Here is an 18,737-nt window from a genome sequence, read left to right as displayed (position 1 = left end):
TCATTGACGGTGCTTGCGTGGGTGGTGGGTGGGCGTGTCACCGGAGGAAGGCGTCGAAGACCTCGGCGGTGCGTCGCCCGTCGTGGTGGTCACGGACGTAGCGGGTGCCCTCCGCGGCCAGGGCGGCCGCGGCGGACCTGTCGTCGAGCAGCGACTCGATGGCCTTGACGAGCGTGCCGGGGGTGGCGTCGGCGATCGGCGGCCGGACTCCGGCGGCCCGGTGCGGGCCCTCGCTCAGGTATGCCACCACGACCCGGCCGGCGGCCATCCCCTCGCAGGAGAAGGTGCCGTAGCTGCCCATCACCAGCTGGTCGACCACGATGTCGCACTCCTGCACCTGACGCCGCATCTCGTGGTGCGGCAGCCCTTCCACCAGGCGCAGTTCGATGATCCGTCGATCGTGCAGCTCCTGCAACCGGGGCAGGAGCCGGTCGGTGCCCTTGGTCCACCGCTTCGACGGCGCGTGCAGCACCACCGGCCGCGCGCGTTCCAGCACGGGGCGGTCGCAGGCCCAGGCGTCCACGTCGACGATCAGCGGCGCCCAGGTGGCGAACGGCACGTCGTCCAGCAGGTCGGGCGTGGTCACGAAGAACGGCAGTCCGCTCTCCTCGGCGGTGCGCCGGTTCCGCTCGGCCACGGTGGTGAGCTGCCCGATCAGATCCTCCGGGGCGTCCCGGAACGCGGACTCGGCATGCCGCTCCAGGTGCGCGCCCGGATGGCGGATCTCGCTGCCGTGCGCCAGCAGCGCGACCTTCAGCCGGGCCCGGCGCAGCGCGGGCAGGTCCGCGGCGATGTCGTCGCCGTTGGCGCGGCCGAGCACCGGACGGAACGCGTCCACGATCAGGTGGGTGTACCAGCCGAGCACCCGCTCGGCCCGCGCGATCTGCACGTCGAGGCGGTGTTCGCCGGGGTGGTTCAGGTAGCTGTCGGCCGGGTAGCGGTAGGTGGCGGGTGGCTTGGCCATCACCAGCTCCACGCCGACGTCGGCGCGGGCGGTGGTGATCGCCACCGCCAGGGCGGAGAGCTGCCCGGCGTAGTTCGCCGTGCCCAGCCCCAGCCGGATCGGTCCGGCGCCGAGCGGACGCCAGGGGCCGGGCCGGCCGGCCTCGATCGGCGCGACCGGCGGCTCCTGGTCCGGCGGGGCCTCGTCGCCGCCGCGCTGCCGGGCCCGTTCCACCGCCTTCGTGAACGAGGGCAGCGAGCCGGGCGCGAAGAAGTCGCCGCCGCCGTGCCGCGCCAGGTGCTCGCGCGCCACCCGACTGTCGGCGGCGACCACCCGCAGCCCGGCGGCGAGGAAGGTGTCCAGCAGGTCGAGACCGGCGTCGGGGTCGAACCCGAACACCGCCACGTCCGCCGGGGCGACGAACGCGGCCGTCACCGTACGCGGACGCGGCACCACGTGGACCCGGCGGCGCGCCTTGCCGGCGCGGCGGACCAGGTCCTGGGCCGACGCCCGCTCCGCCTCGTCGCAGACCAGAGCCAGGTGGAACTCGGGCAGCCGGTCGAGTGCGCGCAGCACGCCGTCCAGCGCCCGGTCGCCGGTGATCCCGCCGGCGTGCACCAGCAGCGGCGTGCCGGCGGAAAGTTCACACAGTTCGCGTACCGAAGGGGTCTGCCAGGGCCGCGCGCCGGCGGCGGCCCGGCGGAGCGCGACGCGCCGCCGCCGGGGGATCCGCCGCCGTACCGCGGAGACCGTCCGCCGCACCGGCGCCGGGCTCATCGCAGGGCCGGCTCCGCGTCGCTGCCGCTGGCCGCGACGGACACGACCTTGCCGTCGGCGGACGACTCCAGCAGGGCGGCGGCGACCTGCACGGTACGCAGACCCTGCCGCAGCGTGACGATGTCGCTCTGCTTGCCCTCCACCGCGTCCCGGAAGCGCTCGTGCTCGACCAGCAGCGGCTCCCGCTTCGGGATGGCGTAACGGACCATGTCGCCCTCGGCGACGCCGCGGAACGCGCGCAGCGCCTCCCACTCGGTGTCGATGGCGGCGTTGGCGTAGAACGTCAGGTCGGCGGTGAGCGTGTCGGCCACGAAGCAGCCCTTGTCACCGGTGACGACCGTCGACCGCTCCTTGAGCGGGCTGAGCCAGTTCACCAGGTGATTGACCATCGTGCCGTCGGCGAGCTGGCCGACCACGGCGACCATGTCCTCGTGCAGCCGGCCGCTGCGCGAGACCGTGCGGGCGGCGACCGAGCTGTACTGCTGGCCGGTCACCCAGGCGGTCAGGTCGATGTCGTGGGTGGCCAGGTCCATCACCACGCCGACGTCGGCGATCCGGTGCGGGAACGGGCCCTGGCGCCGGGTCACGACCTGGAACACCTCGCCCAGCTCGCCCGCCTCCAGGCGGGTACGCAGGCTCTGCAGCGCCGGGTTGTAGCGCTCGATGTGCCCGACGCCGGCGACCAGGCCGGCGTTCTCGAACGCCTCGACCAGCCGGGTGGCCGCGTCGACGGACTGGGCGAGCGGCTTCTCGATGAGCGCGCAGACGCCGTTCGCGGCCAGCTCCATGCCGATCGGCTCGTGCAGTGCCGTCGGGCAGGCCACCACCGCGTAGTCGACGCCGAGGGCGAGCAGGTCGCTCAGCTCGGGTACGACGGGCGCGCGCAGTGTGCCGGTCACGTCGCCGGCCGGGTCGACCACGCCGACCAGCTCGACGCCGTCCAGGTTGGACAGCACGCGGGCGTGGTTGCGGCCCATCGCGCCGAGGCCGATCAGACCGGCCCGCAGCTTCCGTCCGCCGTCACTCATCGGGCACCGCCCGCGAGGTTCGCGCCCTCGGCGATCCGCTCCAGGTCGGCGGGGCTCAGCGACGGGTGCACCGGCAGCGAGACCACCTCGGCGGCGGCCCGCTCGGTCTCCGGCAGGTCCCACGGGCCGGGCTTGCCGTCCTGCGTCAGGTACGGCTTGAGCCGGTGGATCGGGGTCGGGTAGTAGACCGCGTTGCCGATGCCCAGCTCGGTGAGGCGCGCCATGGCGGCGTCCCGGTCGCCGGTCACGCGCACCGTGTACTGGTGGTAGACGTGGCGGGCGGCGTCCGCGACCGGCGGCGTGACCATGCCGGTGATCTTCGAGTCGAGGTACTTGGCGTTGGCGCGGCGCTGCTCGGTCCACTCGCCGAGCTGGGTGAGCTGCACCCGGCCGATCGCGGCGGCCACGTCGGTCATCCGCATGTTGGCGCCGACGATCTCGTTGGCGTACCGCTGCTCCATGCCCTGGTTGCGCAGCAGCCGCAGGGTCCGGGCCAGCTCGGCGTCGGCGGTGCTGATCATGCCGCCCTCCAGGGCGTGCATGTTCTTCGTGGGGTAGAAGCTGAAGCAGCCGGCGGTGCCGAACGCGCCGACCGGGGTGCCGTGCAGGGACGCGCCGTGGGCCTGCGCGGCGTCCTCGACCACGGCCAGGCCGTGCTGCTGCGCGATCGCCATGATCCGGTCCATCGCGGCCGGGTGGCCGTAGAGGTGCACCGGCATGATCGCGACGGTCTTCGGCGTGACGGCGGCGGCGACGGCCGCCGGGTCGACGCAGAAGCTGCCCGGCTCGATGTCCACGAAGACCGGCTCGGCGCCGACCAGCCGGACCGCGTTCGCGCTCGCGGCGAAGGAGAAGGACGGGACGATGATCTCGTCGCCCGGGCCGAAGCCGAGCGCCATCAGCGTCAGCTGGAGCGCGGAGGTGCCGGAGTTGACAGCGACGCAGTGCCGGCCGCCGACGAGGTCGCCGAACTCCTCCTCGAACGCGGCGACCTCGGGGCCCTGCACGACCCGGCCGCTCCGCAGCACCCGGACGGCCGCCTCGATCTCGGCCTCGCCGATGATCGGCCGTGCGGGGGGAATGAACTCTGGATGCGGCCCGGCCATGGGGCTTCCTCCTGTCGACGCGTGGTTCATGGGAGACATTTCGGGGGATGGTACCGGTCTGTCGGGAGAAACAGCGGGTTGCACTGATTGTCCGACCGGCTGTGACCTTCTGTTCATGATCGACGACGGCCCTCCGGGGGCGGCCCGGGGTTCAGACTTCCACCTCGTCGCGTACAGGCCCCACGCATGCTACCCGCAGCGCGGCGACGATAGCGGCCGCCATCCGGGGCACCTCGGTGGGCTCCAGCGGGGCCCGGGCGATCGCCATCCGCCAGTAGACCGGGCCGACGATGAGATCGACGGCGGCGCGCCGGTCGGTGTCCGGGGACAACTCACCGCGCTCGACCGCCCGGCCGATCAGGATGCGGCCCACGGCCTGCTGGTAGTCGTCCAGGGCGGCCTGTAGCTTCTCCGCGATCTGCGGGTTGCGGGCCGCCTCGGCCAGCAGGTCCGGGATGATCTGCGCGGCCAGCCGGTGACGCAACGCACGCGCCATCACGTGCAGCAGGATCTCCAGGTCGCCGAGGAGGCTGCCGGTGTCCAGCAGCGGGATGTTGCGCCCCGCCACCGCCGAGACCATGTCCAGCACCAGGTCGAGCTTGGAACGCCAGCGGCGGTAGATGGCGGTCTTGCTCACACCGGCCCGGCGGGCCACCGCCTCGATGGAGAGGCGACCGTAGCCCACCTCGGCCAGTTCCTGCATCACGGCGGCGCGGATGGCACTGGTGATCTCCCCGCGCAGCACCGCCGCGCCGGCCGGGGCACGCCTCTTCTCGGTCGTCACGTGGAACAATGTAGCGCAACGACGGTACGGTTGCGTCCCGACGTTCGGTGGACTACCTTCCATGCAGCAGCGAGGGGGCTCCTCCCCGCCCGGCCACGCTGGATCTCATTCACCGCACTGCTCCCCATCAGCACGAAAGATCGGAGCGCCTGAACATGGCCAACACCGCGGTGGCCGACCCCGAATCCGGACTGACCAGGGCCCAACTGGCCCAGCGGTACGGGCTACGGGTGGCCGGGGAACGACCGGCTCTGGGCGAGTACGCCCGCCGGTTGTGGGCGTACCGGCACTTCATGACCGCGTACTCCCGGGCGAAGGTCGCCTCCTCGCTGAGCAACACCCAGCTCGGCCAGCTCTGGCAGGTGCTGACACCGCTCACCAACGCGGCCGTCTACTTCCTGATCTTCGGCCTGATCCTGGCCCAGAGCCGGCACGTGCCGAACTTCATCGCGTACCTGTGCACCGGCGTCTTCGTCTTCATCTTCACGCAGACGGCGGCGACGAACGGCGTGAGCGCGATCACCGGCAACCTGGGCCTGATCCGGGCGCTCCAGTTCCCCCGGGCCGCGCTGCCGATCACCGTCACGCTGGTCCAGCTCCAGCAGCTGCTCATGTCGATGGTGGTCCTGGCCGCCATCGTGCTGATCACCGGCGAGCCGATCACCCTGCGCTGGGTCCTGATCGTCCCGATGCTGCTGCTCCAGACGATCTTCAACGTCGGGCTGAGCATGGTCATGGCCCGCCTCGGCTCCAAGGCCGCCGACCTCAAGCAGGTCATGCCGTTCGTGATGCGCACCTGGCTGTACGCCTCCGGCGTGCTCTACCCGGTGGCGCTCATCCGCGAGCACCTGCCGAGCTGGGCGGCGAACATCCTGGAGTGGAACCCACCGCTGGTCTTCATCGAGCTGGCCCGCTACGCGCTGCTCGACTCGCACCAGGCGAACCTGATCAGCTCCCCGCTGAAGCTGTGGGTGATGGGCCTGCTCTGGGCGATCGTGATGGGCGTCGGCGGATTCGTCTACTTCTGGCGCGGAGAGAAGGAGTACGGCCGTGGCTGAGCAGACCCTGCCGCTGAACGCCGGCCCGGTGACCGACTCGGGCCGCGTCCCCACCGTGGTGGTGGACGACGTGCACGTGATCTACCGGATCCACAAGGGCGCGAGCGGCGGCACCAGCGCGGTCTCCGCGCTCAAGCGGATCGTCTCCCGCACCAAGGCGCCGAACATCCGCGAGGTGCACGCGGTCAAGGGCGTCAGCTTCACCGCGTACGAGGGTGAGGCGATCGGCCTGATCGGCAGCAACGGCTCCGGCAAGTCCACACTGCTGCGGGCCATCGCCGGGCTGCTCCCGCCGGCCCGCGGCGCCGTCTACACCCAGGGCCAGCCGTCGCTGCTCGGCGTGAACGCCGCGCTGCTCAACGACCTGTCCGGCGAGCGCAACGTGGTGCTCGGCTGCCTCGCCATGGGCATGCCGCCGGAGGAGGTCAAGCGGATCGCCCCGGAGATCATCGAGTTCTCCGGGATCAACGAGCGCGGCGACTTCGCCTCGCTGCCGATGCGCACCTACTCCTCCGGCATGGGCGCGCGGCTGCGCTTCGCGATCTCCTCGGCGAAGAAGCACGACGTGCTGCTCATCGACGAGGCCCTGGCCACCGGCGACCGCAAGTTCCGCGCCCGCAGCGAGCAGCGGGTCCGCGAGCTGCGCGACAGCGCCGGCACCGTCTTCCTGGTCAGCCACTCGATCGGCTCGATCCGGGACACCTGCGAGCGGACCATCTGGCTGGAGAGCGGCGTCCTGAAGATGGACGGCCCCACCAAGGAGGTCTGCGACGCCTACGAGAACCAGAAGTAGCGCCCCGGAGCGCACCGCACCGGGTTCCGCCCGGAGCGGTGCGCTCCGGCGTACGCGTTAAGGTTTTCGGACCCATCCCCTTTCACCCAGAGTGAGGTACGGCAATGACGCAGGACCACACCACCGCACCGGACGCCGCGCCGGCGAGCCCGGCACCCTGGCGCCCCGCGCGTACGGTGGCCGTGATCCTCGCCGGGGGGACCGGCACGCGCCTCGGACTGGGCATCCCGAAGCAGCTCCTCAAGATCGCCGGTAAGCCGATCATCGAGCACACCCTGGCCGTCTTCGAGACCGCGCCGGAGATCGACGAGATCATCGTGCTGATGGCCACCGGGCACGTGCCGGACGCGCAGCGCATCGTCGCCGACGCCGGCTTCCGCAAGGTCACCAAGGTGATCGAGGGCGGCGAGACCCGCAACGACACCACCCGGATCGCGCTCGACGCGGTCGGCGAGGGCGACGTCAACATCCTCTTCCACGACGCGGTCCGCCCGCTGGTCAGCGCCCGGATCGTGCGCGAGTGCGTGAACGCGCTCTGGACGTACTCGGCTGTCGACGTGGCCATCCCGTCCGCCGACACGATCATCCAGGTGGACGCGGACGACTGCATCACCGACATCCCGGTCCGGTCCCGGCTGCGCCGCGGCCAGACCCCGCAGGCGTTCCGCTCCGGCACCATCCGCGAGGCGTACCGCCGGGCCGAGGGCGACCCCGACTTCGCCGCCACCGACGACTGCGGCGTGGTGCTGCGCTACCTGCCCGGCACGCCGATCAAGGTGATCGACGGCTCGGATGAGAACATCAAGGTCACCCACCCGGTCGACGTGCACCTGGCCGACAAGCTGTTCCAGCTCGCCGCCGCCCAGGCGCCCCGCCTCACCGACCACCGCAGCTACGCCGAGGAGCTGACCGGCCGGACCATCGTGGTCTTCGGCGGCAGCTACGGCATCGGCCACGACCTGGCCGAGCTGGCCCGCGGCTACGGCGCCCAGGTCTTCCCGTTCAGCCGCTCCACCACCGGCACGCACGTCGAGCGGTCCGAGGACGTGACCGCCGCGCTGAAGACCGCGTTCGAGGCCACCGGCCGGATCGACCACGTGGTGGTCACCGCCGGCATCCTGGAGAAGGGCGCGCTGGCCGAGATGGACTCCGAGACGATGGACCGTCTCCTGCACGTCAACTTCGTCGGCCCGGTCACCATCGCGCGCCAGTCCCTGCCGTACCTCCAGCAGACCAAGGGTCAGCTGCTGCTCTACACGTCCAGCTCCTACACCCGGGGCCGGGCCCGCTACGCGCTCTACTCGGCCACCAAGGCCGCGCTGGTCAACCTGACCCAGGCGCTCGCCGACGAGTGGGCCGAGTTCGGCGTACGCGTCAACTGCGTCAACCCGGAACGCACCGCCACCCCGATGCGGACGCGGGCGTTCGGCGAGGAGCCGGAGCACACGCTGCTCTCCTCCGAGGCGGTCGCGCAGGCGTCCCTGGACGTGCTGATCTCCGATCTGACCGGCCAGGTGGTCGACGTGCGCCGGTCCCCCGGCGAGCAGGTGGCCGCCGTACCGGCCCAGCCGGGCCCGGACCGGTCCGAGCTGTCCACCGACGCCTGAACCCGACGGGACGTACCAGATGCGTGGTGACCTGGTCCGCAAGCTGCTCGCCCGGGTGCTGACCACCGGGCTGGCGGTGCTGGCCTTCCTCGTCGTGGCGCTCACCGGGGCCACCGGCTGGGGCCTGGCCCTGGCGGTGGCGGCGCTCGCCGCCACCGCCTGGGAGCGCCGGGTCCGGCCGTCGGCCGACGGCCTCGCCGAGACGGTGCTCGTCGCCGCCGGCATCCTGGTCGGCTACGCGCGGCGCCTCGACGACGGCTTCGACCCGGCGCTGGCCGCCACCGCGCTGGTCCTGCTCGGCCTGGTGCTGCTGGTCGGCCCGCTACGGCAGGCCGGCGCGCTGGAGATCCGGGCGGCGAACCTCCCGGTCCGTACGTGGACACCTGTGGTCGCCGCCCGGCTCGGCGACGCGCTGCTGGTGCTGCTCGCCGTGGTGGCGCTCGCCGCCGCCCTGGCACTGCCCGCCTGGGCGGCGCTCGCCGCCGCGCTGCTCGTCGGCGCCGGCTGCGGTGCGGTCGCGCTGGACCTCGCCCGGCGCCGGTTCCGGCCGCCCGCCGGAGGTGGACCGGTCGGCCGGGCACTGCGCCGCCACCAGCCCGAGTTCGTGCTGCACTTCTCCGCGCCGCCCGGCTCGGAGTACCAGGTCACCATGTGGCTGCCGTACCTGGAACGGATCGGCCGCCCGTTCGTGGTGGTGCTGCGCGAGCCGGAGTTCCTGCCGGCGGTGGCCGCCGCCACCCGCGCCCCGGTGGTCCTCTGCCCCACGCTGAAGGCGCTCGACGAGGCGCTGGTGCCGAGCCTGCGGGTGGCGTTCTACGTCAACCACGGTGCGAAGAACGCCCACGTGATCCGGTTCAACCAGCTCACCCACGTGCAGTTGCACCACGGCGACAGCGACAAGGCCCCGAGCGCCAACCCGGTCTCGGCCATCTTCGACAAGATCTTCGTGGCCGGGCAGGCGGCGATCGACAGGTACGCCCGCGCCGGCGTGGAGATCCCCGCCGACAAGTTCGTCGTGGTCGGCCGTCCCCAGGTCGAGGCCATCGAGGTACGCCGGGAGCCGGTCACCCCGCCGGCGCACCCCACGGTCCTCTACACCCCGACCTGGACCGGGCACCACGCCGACGCGAACTACTGCTCGCTGCCGGTGGCCGAGACGCTGATCCGCCGGCTGATCGACAGGGGGGCCGCGGTGATCCTGCGCGCCCACCCGTACACCGACAAGAACCCGGCCTCGGCCCGCCAGCTCGCCCGGCTCACCGAACTGCTCGCCACCGACCGGGCGAAGACCGGCCGGCCGCACCTGTTCGGCGCCGCCGCGAGCCGCGAGCTGACGCTCACCGAGTGCGTCAACCGCGCCGACGCGCTGGTCTCCGACGTGTCAGGGGTCATCTCCGACTGGCTCTACTCCGGCAAGCCGTACGCGGTCACCGACACCGGCGCCGACGGCGCGCACTTCGTCGAGCGGTTCCCGCTCGCGGCGTCCGGCTACGTGCTGCGGCGTGACATGTCCAACGTGGACGAGGTGCTCACGGAACTGCTCGACGCCGACCCGAAGGCGGCGCAACGCTGGGCGGCCCGGACCCGCTACCTGGGCGATTTCCCCGCCGACGGGTACGCCGAGGCGTTCCTCACCGCCGCCCGCCACGAGCTGGAGCCCGACTGGGCGGTCCCGGCGCCGCGCGCAGCCGGCTGACACGGCGGCGGCCGGTCGTCCGGCCGTCGCGGTCGGCCCGGCCGCTCAGAGGTACGGGTCGAGCAGAGCGAGTACCGCCTCCGGGTCCTCGACGTGCGCGTTGTGGCCCAGCCCGGGCAGCGTGGCCACCGGCACGCCCAGTTCCTTGAGCTGCGCGTCGGTCACCATCGGGTCCAGCTCGCCCCGGGCCAGCAGCACCGGCACGTCGGTGGCGGCCAGCAGCACCGGCAGCCGGGGCTCCCCGACCGCGAACGCGGCCGGGTCCATGGCGAGCCGCCAGCGGCCGTCCTCCCGTCGCAGCCCCGCCTCCACCACCGGGTGGTCCGGGGCGAACAGCCCGGCGAGCCCGGACACCCGCAGGTAGCGGCGGGCCGCCTCGTCCCGGGTGGTGAACCAGGTGACCGGACGGGCCGCCAGCTCCTGCGACTTCGCCAGTTCGGCCGGGGACCAGACCGCCTTGATGCCGAGCCCGACCACCGCGTCGACCGGAAGTCCCCGCTGCCGGGCCGCGAGCGCCAGTGCTACCACCCCGCCGAGCGAGTGCCCGAGCAGCACCAGCCGGTCGTCGGGGCCGAGCCGGACCGGGCCGAGCCCGTCGGCCACGCGCTGGGCCAGGGCTTCGAACGAGTAGCCGGGCAGCGGTGGCGACCAGCCGTGACCCGCGAGGTCGGGGGCGAGCCAGCGGCCGGGCCAGCGGCGCTCCAGCAGCGGCGCCCAGGGCAGCCACACCTCGCCGGTGGCGCCCATGCCGTGCAGGAGAATCAGGTGCCGCTTCCCCGTCGCATCGCCCATTGGCGCAGTCTGCCACCGCCCGCCCCGCCCACGCGAGACCAAACCCCCGCCCCACCCCCTGACGCCCCCCTCGCCCCGGCTCCGGCCGCCCACACTCCGCCCTCCCCGTCGATCTGTGAGTGGGGTTGTCAAGGACTCCCGGCTCCGAGAGATCTTGGTACCAAACGGCCCCCATAGGGGCCCTTTCCTACCAAGATCTCCACCGATCCCACCTCGCGCGCCCGCGCCGCCCCGAACCTCTGCGATCTTGGGGCTGTGGCACCTCCCACATCGGGCGGGCCGGACATGCTGGGCGCCACAAGTCCAAGATCGCGCGCCAAGGGCGCGTGAGGGCAGCCTGAAGGCCGGCACCCCGGGGTGGAGTGCCGGCCTTCGGAGCGTGCGGGACGGTCAGGCGGAGTAGCCGCGGCTGGCGATCCAGTGCGCCAGGTCGATCGTGGTGACCCAGTACGACGGCAGCGACGGGTCGGCCGAGTCGGCGATCCGTACGGTCCGGCCGTCGTCCTTGTAGCCGACCACCGCGACGTAGTGGCCGCCCGGGAACGAGTGCCAGCCGCCGTTGGTGTCGGTGGCGGTACCGGCGACGTTCGCGACGACCCCGCGGCCGTCGTTGATCGCCTCGACCACGTCGGCCTGGAGGCGGTCCATCTGGGCCGGGGTGGCCGAGCCGGGAATCATCCGAGTCCGGTACGGGTTGCCCTTGACCTGCTGGTTGAGCACCCGGGTGGTGTCCTCGGCCGAGTTGGTGCCCATCTCGGTGGTGCCGAGAGGGCCGGCGAGCGCGTCCTGGCTGCGCTCGATGCCGGCGGCGCTGAGCGCGTTGCGCACGGCGGCCGGGCCGCAGTAGAAGTAGTTGATCTGCGCCTGGTAGTCGTAGTCGAGCGACTTGCTCGACGGCGGCTTCGGCTTGGCCTTGGGAGTGGTGTCCGGGTCTGCCGCCGCCTTCGCGGACGGCGAGGCGCTCGGCGACGCGCTGGGCGCGGCGGAGGCGCTCGGCGACGCCTGCGGCACGGCGATCCGGGCCTCGCTGCGGCTGGCGGGCTGCTCGCCGAGGCGGGCGGCGCCGAGATCGGCGACCGCTGCGGTGTTCTCCTGGACCGGGGCGTCGTCACCGGCGGTGGCGACGGTGCCGGCGCCGGCGCCGGCGGCCAGCACGAGCGCGGCGGCCGATCCGGCGATGATCCGGTACGGGCGTTCGGTGACGATCCGTCGCAGCTGACGCTTCAGGTGGTGCTTCACGAAATCCTCCACGGGGCGTGCGGCGCAGGCCGGCCCGGCACGCGGAGGAACTCACACGTGCTGAAGGGCCGGATGGCCGGGGGATCGGGAACGCCCGTGATGCCGGGCGCCCGGGGGGCGGTTTGCCGGTCGCGCGTCAGGCCAGCGCGGGCACCGCGTCGCCGTGGAGGCGGGGGGACGATCGAGGGATGGGCACGAGGGGTACTCCTTCCGTGGCCGCCGACCGGGTTAGCTGACGGATTCGGGCGGGAAGTACGCCCTACCGCGGGCCGTGGCTCGCGGATTCACCCCGATGGTGCTCATGGGTCCCCGGTTCGTGGAACACGATTAGGCGGGTCGGTGCGGCGCCGCCGTCGGCGATCGATTACCGCATCGGACCGCGCCGACACTACCGGCGGGTATGTCCGATGCCAAGCGGTCCCACCTGCGTAAACGTGATCCGCGGTAACGGATTTTCGAACACCCGGTTACTCACTTCGCTCAATGGGACAAGCAGTTTCGACGGCACCGCGCGGCGGAAAGCGGACAGACGGCGACCACCGGGCCGGCGATTGCGCGACTCGATGCCCCGTTCTGCGCACGGCGCCCGTTTCGGTAACGCGGGTGACCGGGCTCACCACATTCCGGGTAACGATTCGGCCGAGACGGCCGTCTCAGCCCACCCGGGCCGGGCGCCACCGGGCGTTGCGGACCGACGCGGGCACCGGCAGAGGGCGCGTCGTCGCGCTCGCGCACGCCGGGGCGGGCCGCAGCGCCACCGCGGCCGCGTACGCCTCGGCGGCGAGCGTCCGGGCCGCTTCGGCGGCCAGTTCCACGTCCCGCCAGGCCGCCCGTTCCCGCGCGTCAGCGATCTCCCATCCGGCGCGGCGCCCGTCCCTGACGGTGCGGGCCAGGATGATCTCCTGCTCGGCCGGGTGCCGGCGCGGATCCCACCCGTTGCGGCGCGCCAGCACGTCGGCGAGCTGACGGGCGGTCAGGTCGTCCCGCCAGTGCGCCGTCATGGCGGCGTGGTGCAGCCAGCGTTCCCGGGCCGCGTACTCCGCAGGGGTGCGTGGCGTGCGCGGGGCGGCCAGCGCGGCGGCCCCGCCCAGGCGGCGGGCCGCGGCGTCCGCCTCGTCGTACGCGGTCCAGGCCCGATCCGCCTCGTCCTGCGCGGCCAGCCACCGCTCGCGGCGGCGACGGGCCGTCTGGGTGGCCCCGGCGGCTGCTACCGCCACCTCCTCGGCGTACCGGATCAGGTCGTCGCGGCGGGCGGCGTCGGGGTCGGCCGGCTCGGGGGCGCCCTCCGGCGCGGGGTCGCGTTCGGGACGGGCGACGAGCGCGGCGAGCAGGCCGAGGGCGAGCAGCAGCAGGAAGGACCAGATGGCGGCGGCCTCGGGCACGGAGATGAGGAAGTGGTACAGAGCGGTCTGCGACATGGTCGGCACCTCACGGGAAGGACCTGGCGGGAGGGCCCGCACGACCTCGCCGGGGCGGGCCTGTGGGAACGGGCCGCCGAGGGCGGGTGCGGGGATGACGTGCGGTGGGTGCGATGAACGGGCGCGGCCCGTGGGCCGGTCAGCGGATGGGCGGGGCCCGCGGGCCGGCCGGTGCGGCGGCCCAGCCGGCCGGGACCGGCTCCGCGACGGCCGGGACGGCCACCCGGGGCGCGGGTGCCGGCGCCCCGGCGGGGCCGGCGTGCCGCTCGGCGACGCGGTCGGCCTCCGGCCGCGCGGCGGTCGAGGCGCCTGCGACGGGGTACGCCGACGCGGCGACCGCCGGAGCCGGGGCGGCAGCGGCGACGCCGGCCGGCAGCGTGGCGGCGCCGAACGAACAGGCGACGACCACGGCGAGACTGGCGAACATCCGGGCGGTCCAGCGCGCCACCCACCACACGGGGCAGGTGAGCGCGATCGGAAGCACGGGTACAAACTACCGCCGATCCCCCACGAACACACCGCCGCACGGCGTGTCGCGGATCGACCGGCAGGCGGTGGCGCGTGTCAGTCCGGGCGACGCCGCCCGGCGTACTCGATGCCCTCGGCCGGGCCGGTGACGGACGTCGCGCCGCCGACGGTGGCCCCGGTGGCGGCAGCCTCGGCGGGCCCGCGCGGAGCCGGCACCGCCGGCGCGCGCGACCCAGCGCGGGCCCGGCGGGACGGGCCGAGCAGGCGCATCATCGGCACCTCCACCCAGCGGTGCAGCGCGGCGGCCAGCGCGAGCGTGACCACCAGGAAGCCGAGCACGGCGACCGGGCCGCGCCAGCCGGGCAGCCCGGTCCCCCAGTACCCGGTGAGCCGCAGCACGGTCACCATGACCAGCACGTGCACCAGATAGAAGGCGAACGAGACCTCACCGAGCCAGACCATCGCCCGGGACCGCCAGGGAGTCGGGCGGCCGCGCACGTCGGCGTCCGCCGCGGCGGCGATGACCAGCAGGTACCCGACAGCGAGCAGGGCCGCCCAGAACTCGGCCGGGATCCACAGCGCGGCGATCACCCAGGTGGCGACGAAGATCCCGGTGGCGGCGGCGAGGTTCGGCCCGCGCCAGCGGTTCCGGCGCATCAGCTCGGCGGCGGCCACGCCCATCCAGAACTCCAGCGACCGGGTCACCGGGAAGATCTGGGTGAACCACCACCGCTGCTCCTCCGGCACCAGGTGCTGGCCGGGCCACAGCGCCAGGATGAGCAGCGGCGCCGCGACCAGCACGGTGCGCAGCACGCCGGTACGGGCCCGGCGCAGCCACGGCACCACGAGCGGCAGGCACAGGTAGAAGGCCAGCTCGCAGGAGAGCGACCAGCTCACGTTGTTGACGCTGTAGAAGTAGCCGCCCAGCGGGATCCACGCCTGGACCAGGAAGAAGTTGGCGATCGCGGCCCACGGCACGACCGGGTCGGCGAACCAGGCCGCGACCGCCAGCGCCGCGACGAACGTCACCACGTGGTTCGGGTAGATCTTGGCGAACCGGCGGCGCAGGAACGTCCACGCGCGCTCCCCGTCCCGGTACGACCAGACCAGCACGAACCCGCTGAGGACGAAGAAGAACTCGACGCCGGACAGGCCCAGGCTGAACGCCTTGTCCACCACCTTCTTCAGGTGCGGCTCGGCGACGATCCCCATGGTGCCGGCGTGGAAGGCGAAGACCAGCAGCGCGGCGACCCACCGCAATCCGGTCAGCGACGGCAGTCGCGGGGCACGGGTGACGGTCGGCGCGCTGGTCATTCCGGGCACCCTACCCCGGGGAACAGGGACGTTCCCGGCGAGCCGACGTCCGCTCGGCTCCGCCGGGGCGGCGGATAGGATTTCCGTTCTGCACGCGCGGGCACCCACCCGGCTCCCGCCCGCACGCCGTGCCGTACGGAAGGTGAGCGAACCGGATGCACCAGCGGATCCTGCTCCGCGCCCGCAAGGGCCCGTTCGACGTCCTCACGCCGGAGGAGACGTTCGCCGGCAACTGGATCGGGGACAACAGCGGCAACCTGGTCTTCAGCCACGCCGCGCACAAGCTGCTCGCCACCTCCACGGCCGAGATCACACCGACCCGTAACCCGGCCGACCCGCGTCTCGCCGACGAGATCAACGAACGGCACGACGTGTTCGTCGTACCCCTGGCGAACGCGTTCCGCCGCAGCTTCGTCCACCGCCTGGCCCCGCTGACCAAGCTGATCGAGCGGCTGAAGATCCCGGTGGTGGTGCTCGGCGTCGGCGTGCAGACGAACGTCGACGGCGACCGTGAGTACCTGCGGCCGATCGACGAGCCGGTCCGCGCGTTCTGCAAGGCCGTGCTGGACCGGTCGCACAGCATCGGCGTACGCGGCGAGGTGACCGAGAGCTACCTCAACGCGCTGGGCATCTCCGCGGTGGAGCAGATCGGCTGCCCGTCGATGTTCCTGCACGGCGAGGAGTTCCAGCTGGAGAAGACCCGGCCGGAGCTGACCGCCGACTCGAAGGTCGCGCTCACCATCTCCCCGTACGTCCGCTCGATGGCCTCGGTGGTCCGCCACCACCAGGAGCGCTACCCGAACCTCTGCTACGTGCCGCAGGACCTGCGGACGCTCGGCACGCTGCTCTACGGCGACGCGCCCGAGCACCGGGGCCAGAGCAGCGACATCCCGCTGCACACCTCGCACCCGCTGTTCGCCGAGGACAAGGTGCGCATGTTCGTCGACCCGTGGACCTGGATGTCGCACCTGTCCGGATACGACTTCGCGTTCGGCACCCGCATCCACGGCACCATCACGGCGCTCGTCGCCGGCACGCCCGGCTACCTGTTCGCCCACGACTCGCGCACGCTGGAACTGGCCCGCTACTTCGGCATCCCGCACCGGATCATGCGGGACGTGCCGGCCGACGTCGACGCCGCCGACCTCTACGCGGAGGCCGACTACACCGCGCTCAACGTCGGCCACAAGGCCCGCTTCGAGACCATCACCGCGTTCCTGGCCAAGCACGACCTCGGCACCTCGTTCGCCGACGGCGACAGCGCCGCGTGCTTCGACCGCCGGGTCGGCGAGACGGTGTTCCCGCCGGCCGTCCGGCCCGCCGCCGCCACCCCGCCGGCCGAACTGCTGACCCGCATCGAGCGGCTGCGCGACGAGAACGCCAAGCTCACCGCCACCGTCGACGCGTTGCGCTCGCAGCAGCTCCGAGAGCGGATCAAGCAGGCCGTCCCGGGCACGGTCCGCCGGATGCTGCGGCGCTGACCGTCGTACGCCTGTTCGAGAGCACGGTACGATCGGCTGCGTGTCCGACGCGTACCAGCCCTCGATGCTCGACCTGGCCGAGCAGGGCCCGGCCCTGGGCCTGCTCGCCGGGGCGCTGCGCCGGCACGAGCTGAGCCGGGGCGCCTGGGTCGACCACCTGCCCGGCTGGGTGCGCGGCTCCGACGAGGTGCTCGACACGCTGCGCCACGACGTGCCCTGGCGGGCCGAACGCCGCACCATGTACGACACCGAGGTCGACGTGCCCCGGCTGCTCTGCTGGTACGCCGCCGGCCGCCCGCTGCCGCACCCGGTGCTCACCGCGGCCCGGGACGCGCTCACCCGCCACTACGCGCCCGAGCTGGGCGAACCGTTCGTGACCGCCGGCATGTGCCTCTACCGCGACGGCCGCGACAGCGTGGCCTGGCACGGCGACACGCTGGGCCGCTCCGCGCACACCGACACCATGGTGGCGATCGTCTCGTTCGGTTCCCCGCGCGCGCTGCTGCTGCGTCCTCGCGGCGGAGGCGGCGGCAGCCTGCGGTTCCCGCTCGGCCACGGCGACCTCGTGGTGATGGGCGGCTCCTGCCAGCGCACCTGGGAGCACGCCGTGCCGAAGACCACCCGGCCGGTCGGCCCCCGGGTCAGTGTCCAGTTCCGTCCCACCGGCGTCGCCTGAGCCACGGGGGGCCCACATCCGGGCAGGGTACGTGCTAGAAACAACTCCCAGGGTCGATCACGCCCCCGTCACCCGATGACGCGAAGGGCGACCGATGACCCAGTCCCCCACCTCCCGCTGGTCCCAATGGACCGTGCACGGCGACGGCCGCCAGGTACGCCCCGGCGACGTGGTCGCGCCCGACGAACGGCTCTCCTGGCCGCGCACCGTCGGCGTGGGCGTGCAGCACGTGGTCGCCATGTTCGGCGCCACCTTCACCGTCCCGCTGATCACCGGGTTTCCGCCCGCCACCACACTGCTGTTCTCCGGGCTCGGCACGCTGCTGTTCCTGCTGATCACCGGCAACCGGCTGCCCTCGTACCTCGGTTCGTCGTTCGCGTTCATCGCGCCGGTGCTGGCGGCGAAGACCGACGGCGGCATCGGCGCGGCCCTCGGCGGCATCGTCGTCGCGGGCGCCGCGCTGGCGATCGTCGGCGTGGTGGTGCAGGTGGCCGGCTCCCGCTGGATCGACGCGCTGATGCCGCCGGTGGTCACCGGCGCGATCGTCATGCTGATCGGCCTCAACCTCGCGCCGGTCGCCTGGGACGGCGACGGCTCCGGCACCGGCGTGAAGGCGCAGCCGCTGATCGCCGTGGTCACCCTCGCCGCGATCCTGCTCACCACGGTACTGTTCCGCGGTTTCGTGGCGCGGCTGTCGATCCTCGTCGGCGTGGCGGTCGGCTGGGTGGCCGCCGCGCTCACCGGCAACCTCGACCAGCAGGCGGTCAGGGGCCTGCGCCAGGCGGCCTGGGTCGGTTTCCCCGAGTTCCACACGCCGAGCTTCGACGCGCGCGCCGTCGTGCTCGTCATCCCGGTGATCCTGGTGCTGATCGCGGAGAACGCCGGGCACGTCAAGGCGGTCGCCGCGATGACCGGCCGCAACCTGGACCGCGACATGGGCCGGGCGCTGCTCGGCGACGGCGTCGCCACCGTGCTGGCCGGGTCCGGCGGCGGTTCCGGCACCACCACGTACGCGGAGAACATCGGCGTGATGGCGGCGACCCGCGTCTACTCCACCGCCGCGTACTGGGTGGCCGGCGGCACCGCGATCCTGCTCGGGCTCTGCCCGAAGTTCGGCGCGTTGATCCTGACCGTGCCGGCCGGTGTGCTCGGTGGCGCCACCACCGCCCTGTACGGCCTGATCGCCATCCTGGGCGCCCGCATCTGGATCGAGAGCCGGGTCGACTTCCACGACCCGATCAACCTGTTCACCGCCGCGGTGGCGGTGATCATCGGCGCCGCCAACTACACGCTGGCCGCCGGTGATCTGTCGTTCAACGGCATCGCGCTGGGCACCGCTGCCGCCCTGGCGATCTACCACGGCATGCGCCTGATCGCCCGCCTGCGCGGCACCACCCCCGAGTCCCGCCAGTCCCCCACCCCCGAACTCTGACCCCTCCCCTCCCCTCCCCTCCCCTCCCCACCCCGGTCACCCGACCCCCTCACCCCGTTGATCATGAAGTTAGCGGCATGAATTGCCCGATTCACGCCCGCCAACTTCATGGTCACCGGGCGATA

At 73.0% G+C, this 18,737-nt stretch carries 16 protein-coding genes and 1 riboswitch; of the genes, 7 read left to right on the top strand and 9 right to left on the bottom strand.

Going from position 1 to position 18,737, the window contains the following annotated elements:
• Positions 1-37: 37 nt before the first annotated feature.
• The 4 genes from KSK32_RS22065 to KSK32_RS22050 all read right to left on the bottom strand — a co-directional run bounded on the left by KSK32_RS22065 (position 38) and on the right by KSK32_RS22050 (position 4,638).
• Positions 38-1,720, bottom strand: coding sequence for a glycosyl transferase family 1 (locus KSK32_RS22065; RefSeq protein WP_216932915.1), 1,683 nt, complete (start codon positions 1,718-1,720; stop codon positions 38-40).
• Entirely contained in the window at positions 1,717-2,748 is a 1,032-nt protein-coding gene (locus KSK32_RS22060; RefSeq protein WP_091423607.1) for a Gfo/Idh/MocA family protein, read from the bottom strand. The genes KSK32_RS22065 and KSK32_RS22060 overlap by 4 nt, the downstream gene beginning before the upstream one ends.
• Positions 2,745-3,854, bottom strand: coding sequence for a DegT/DnrJ/EryC1/StrS aminotransferase family protein (locus tag KSK32_RS22055; protein WP_216932914.1), 1,110 nt, complete (start codon positions 3,852-3,854; stop codon positions 2,745-2,747). Before KSK32_RS22055 ends, KSK32_RS22060 begins: the two co-directional genes overlap by 4 nt.
• Before the next feature lie 151 nt (positions 3,855-4,005).
• Positions 4,006-4,638: a TetR/AcrR family transcriptional regulator gene (locus KSK32_RS22050; RefSeq protein WP_216932913.1), complete on the bottom strand. Its 633-nt coding sequence runs from the start codon at positions 4,636-4,638 to the stop codon at positions 4,006-4,008.
• A 155-nt stretch (positions 4,639-4,793) separates the two neighbouring features.
• Between KSK32_RS22050 and KSK32_RS22045 the strand changes: the two genes are divergently transcribed.
• From KSK32_RS22045 to KSK32_RS22030, 4 genes are all read left to right on the top strand, one after another.
• A complete protein-coding gene (locus KSK32_RS22045; protein WP_216932912.1) occupies positions 4,794-5,696 on the top strand; it encodes an ABC transporter permease in 903 nt (300 codons plus the stop codon).
• The gene (locus tag KSK32_RS22040) at positions 5,689-6,489 is read left to right on the top strand and encodes an ABC transporter ATP-binding protein (RefSeq protein WP_216932911.1); all 801 of its coding nucleotides are present in this window, start codon (positions 5,689-5,691) and stop codon (positions 6,487-6,489) included. The genes KSK32_RS22045 and KSK32_RS22040 overlap by 8 nt, the downstream gene beginning before the upstream one ends.
• Before the next feature lie 104 nt (positions 6,490-6,593).
• Positions 6,594-8,096, top strand: a complete 1,503-nt coding sequence (locus KSK32_RS22035) for a bifunctional cytidylyltransferase/SDR family oxidoreductase (protein ID WP_216932910.1) — start codon at positions 6,594-6,596, stop codon at positions 8,094-8,096.
• 19 nt (positions 8,097-8,115) lie between these two features.
• Positions 8,116-9,792 (top strand): CDP-glycerol glycerophosphotransferase family protein, encoded by a 1,677-nt coding sequence (locus KSK32_RS22030; protein WP_216932909.1) that lies wholly within the window; start codon positions 8,116-8,118, stop codon positions 9,790-9,792.
• A 45-nt stretch (positions 9,793-9,837) separates the two neighbouring features.
• Here KSK32_RS22030 and KSK32_RS22025 read toward each other — a convergent pair whose 3' ends face one another.
• From KSK32_RS22025 to KSK32_RS22005, 5 genes are all read right to left on the bottom strand, one after another.
• The gene (locus KSK32_RS22025) at positions 9,838-10,584 is read right to left on the bottom strand and encodes an alpha/beta fold hydrolase (RefSeq protein WP_216932908.1); all 747 of its coding nucleotides are present in this window, start codon (positions 10,582-10,584) and stop codon (positions 9,838-9,840) included.
• A gap of 390 nt (positions 10,585-10,974) precedes the next feature.
• Entirely contained in the window at positions 10,975-11,835 is an 861-nt protein-coding gene (locus KSK32_RS22020; RefSeq protein WP_216932907.1) for a C39 family peptidase, read from the bottom strand.
• Positions 11,836-12,025: 190 nt separating this feature from the next.
• Positions 12,026-12,167: riboswitch (cyclic di-AMP (ydaO/yuaA leader) on the bottom strand.
• A gap of 309 nt (positions 12,168-12,476) precedes the next feature.
• On the bottom strand, positions 12,477-13,241 hold the full coding sequence (locus KSK32_RS22015) for a hypothetical protein (protein ID WP_216932906.1): 765 nt from the start codon (positions 13,239-13,241) through the stop codon (positions 12,477-12,479).
• Between the two features lie 139 nt (positions 13,242-13,380).
• Complete coding sequence (locus tag KSK32_RS22010; RefSeq protein ID WP_216932905.1) at positions 13,381-13,725, bottom strand: hypothetical protein; 345 nt, start codon at positions 13,723-13,725, stop codon at positions 13,381-13,383.
• 80 nt (positions 13,726-13,805) lie between these two features.
• On the bottom strand, positions 13,806-15,023 hold the full coding sequence (locus KSK32_RS22005; protein ID WP_216932904.1) for an acyltransferase: 1,218 nt from the start codon (positions 15,021-15,023) through the stop codon (positions 13,806-13,808).
• Between the two features lie 155 nt (positions 15,024-15,178).
• Here KSK32_RS22005 and KSK32_RS22000 point away from each other — a divergent pair, with 155 nt between their 5' ends.
• The 3 genes from KSK32_RS22000 to KSK32_RS21990 all read left to right on the top strand — a co-directional run bounded on the left by KSK32_RS22000 (position 15,179) and on the right by KSK32_RS21990 (position 18,612).
• Positions 15,179-16,504: a polysaccharide pyruvyl transferase family protein gene (locus KSK32_RS22000; protein WP_216932903.1), complete on the top strand. Its 1,326-nt coding sequence runs from the start codon at positions 15,179-15,181 to the stop codon at positions 16,502-16,504.
• 40 nt (positions 16,505-16,544) lie between these two features.
• Entirely contained in the window at positions 16,545-17,180 is a 636-nt protein-coding gene (locus KSK32_RS21995; protein ID WP_216932902.1) for an alpha-ketoglutarate-dependent dioxygenase AlkB, read from the top strand.
• Between the two features lie 94 nt (positions 17,181-17,274).
• Complete coding sequence (locus KSK32_RS21990) at positions 17,275-18,612, top strand: uracil-xanthine permease family protein (RefSeq protein WP_216932901.1); 1,338 nt, start codon at positions 17,275-17,277, stop codon at positions 18,610-18,612.
• Positions 18,613-18,737: the final 125 nt, after the last annotated feature.

The sequence above is a fragment of the Micromonospora sp. WMMB482 genome, assembly GCF_019038635.1.
Classification (GTDB): domain Bacteria; phylum Actinomycetota; class Actinomycetes; order Mycobacteriales; family Micromonosporaceae; genus Micromonospora; species Micromonospora marina.
Note: the sequence above shows the minus strand (reverse complement) of the source record. Positions and strands in the feature narration are given on the sequence as shown.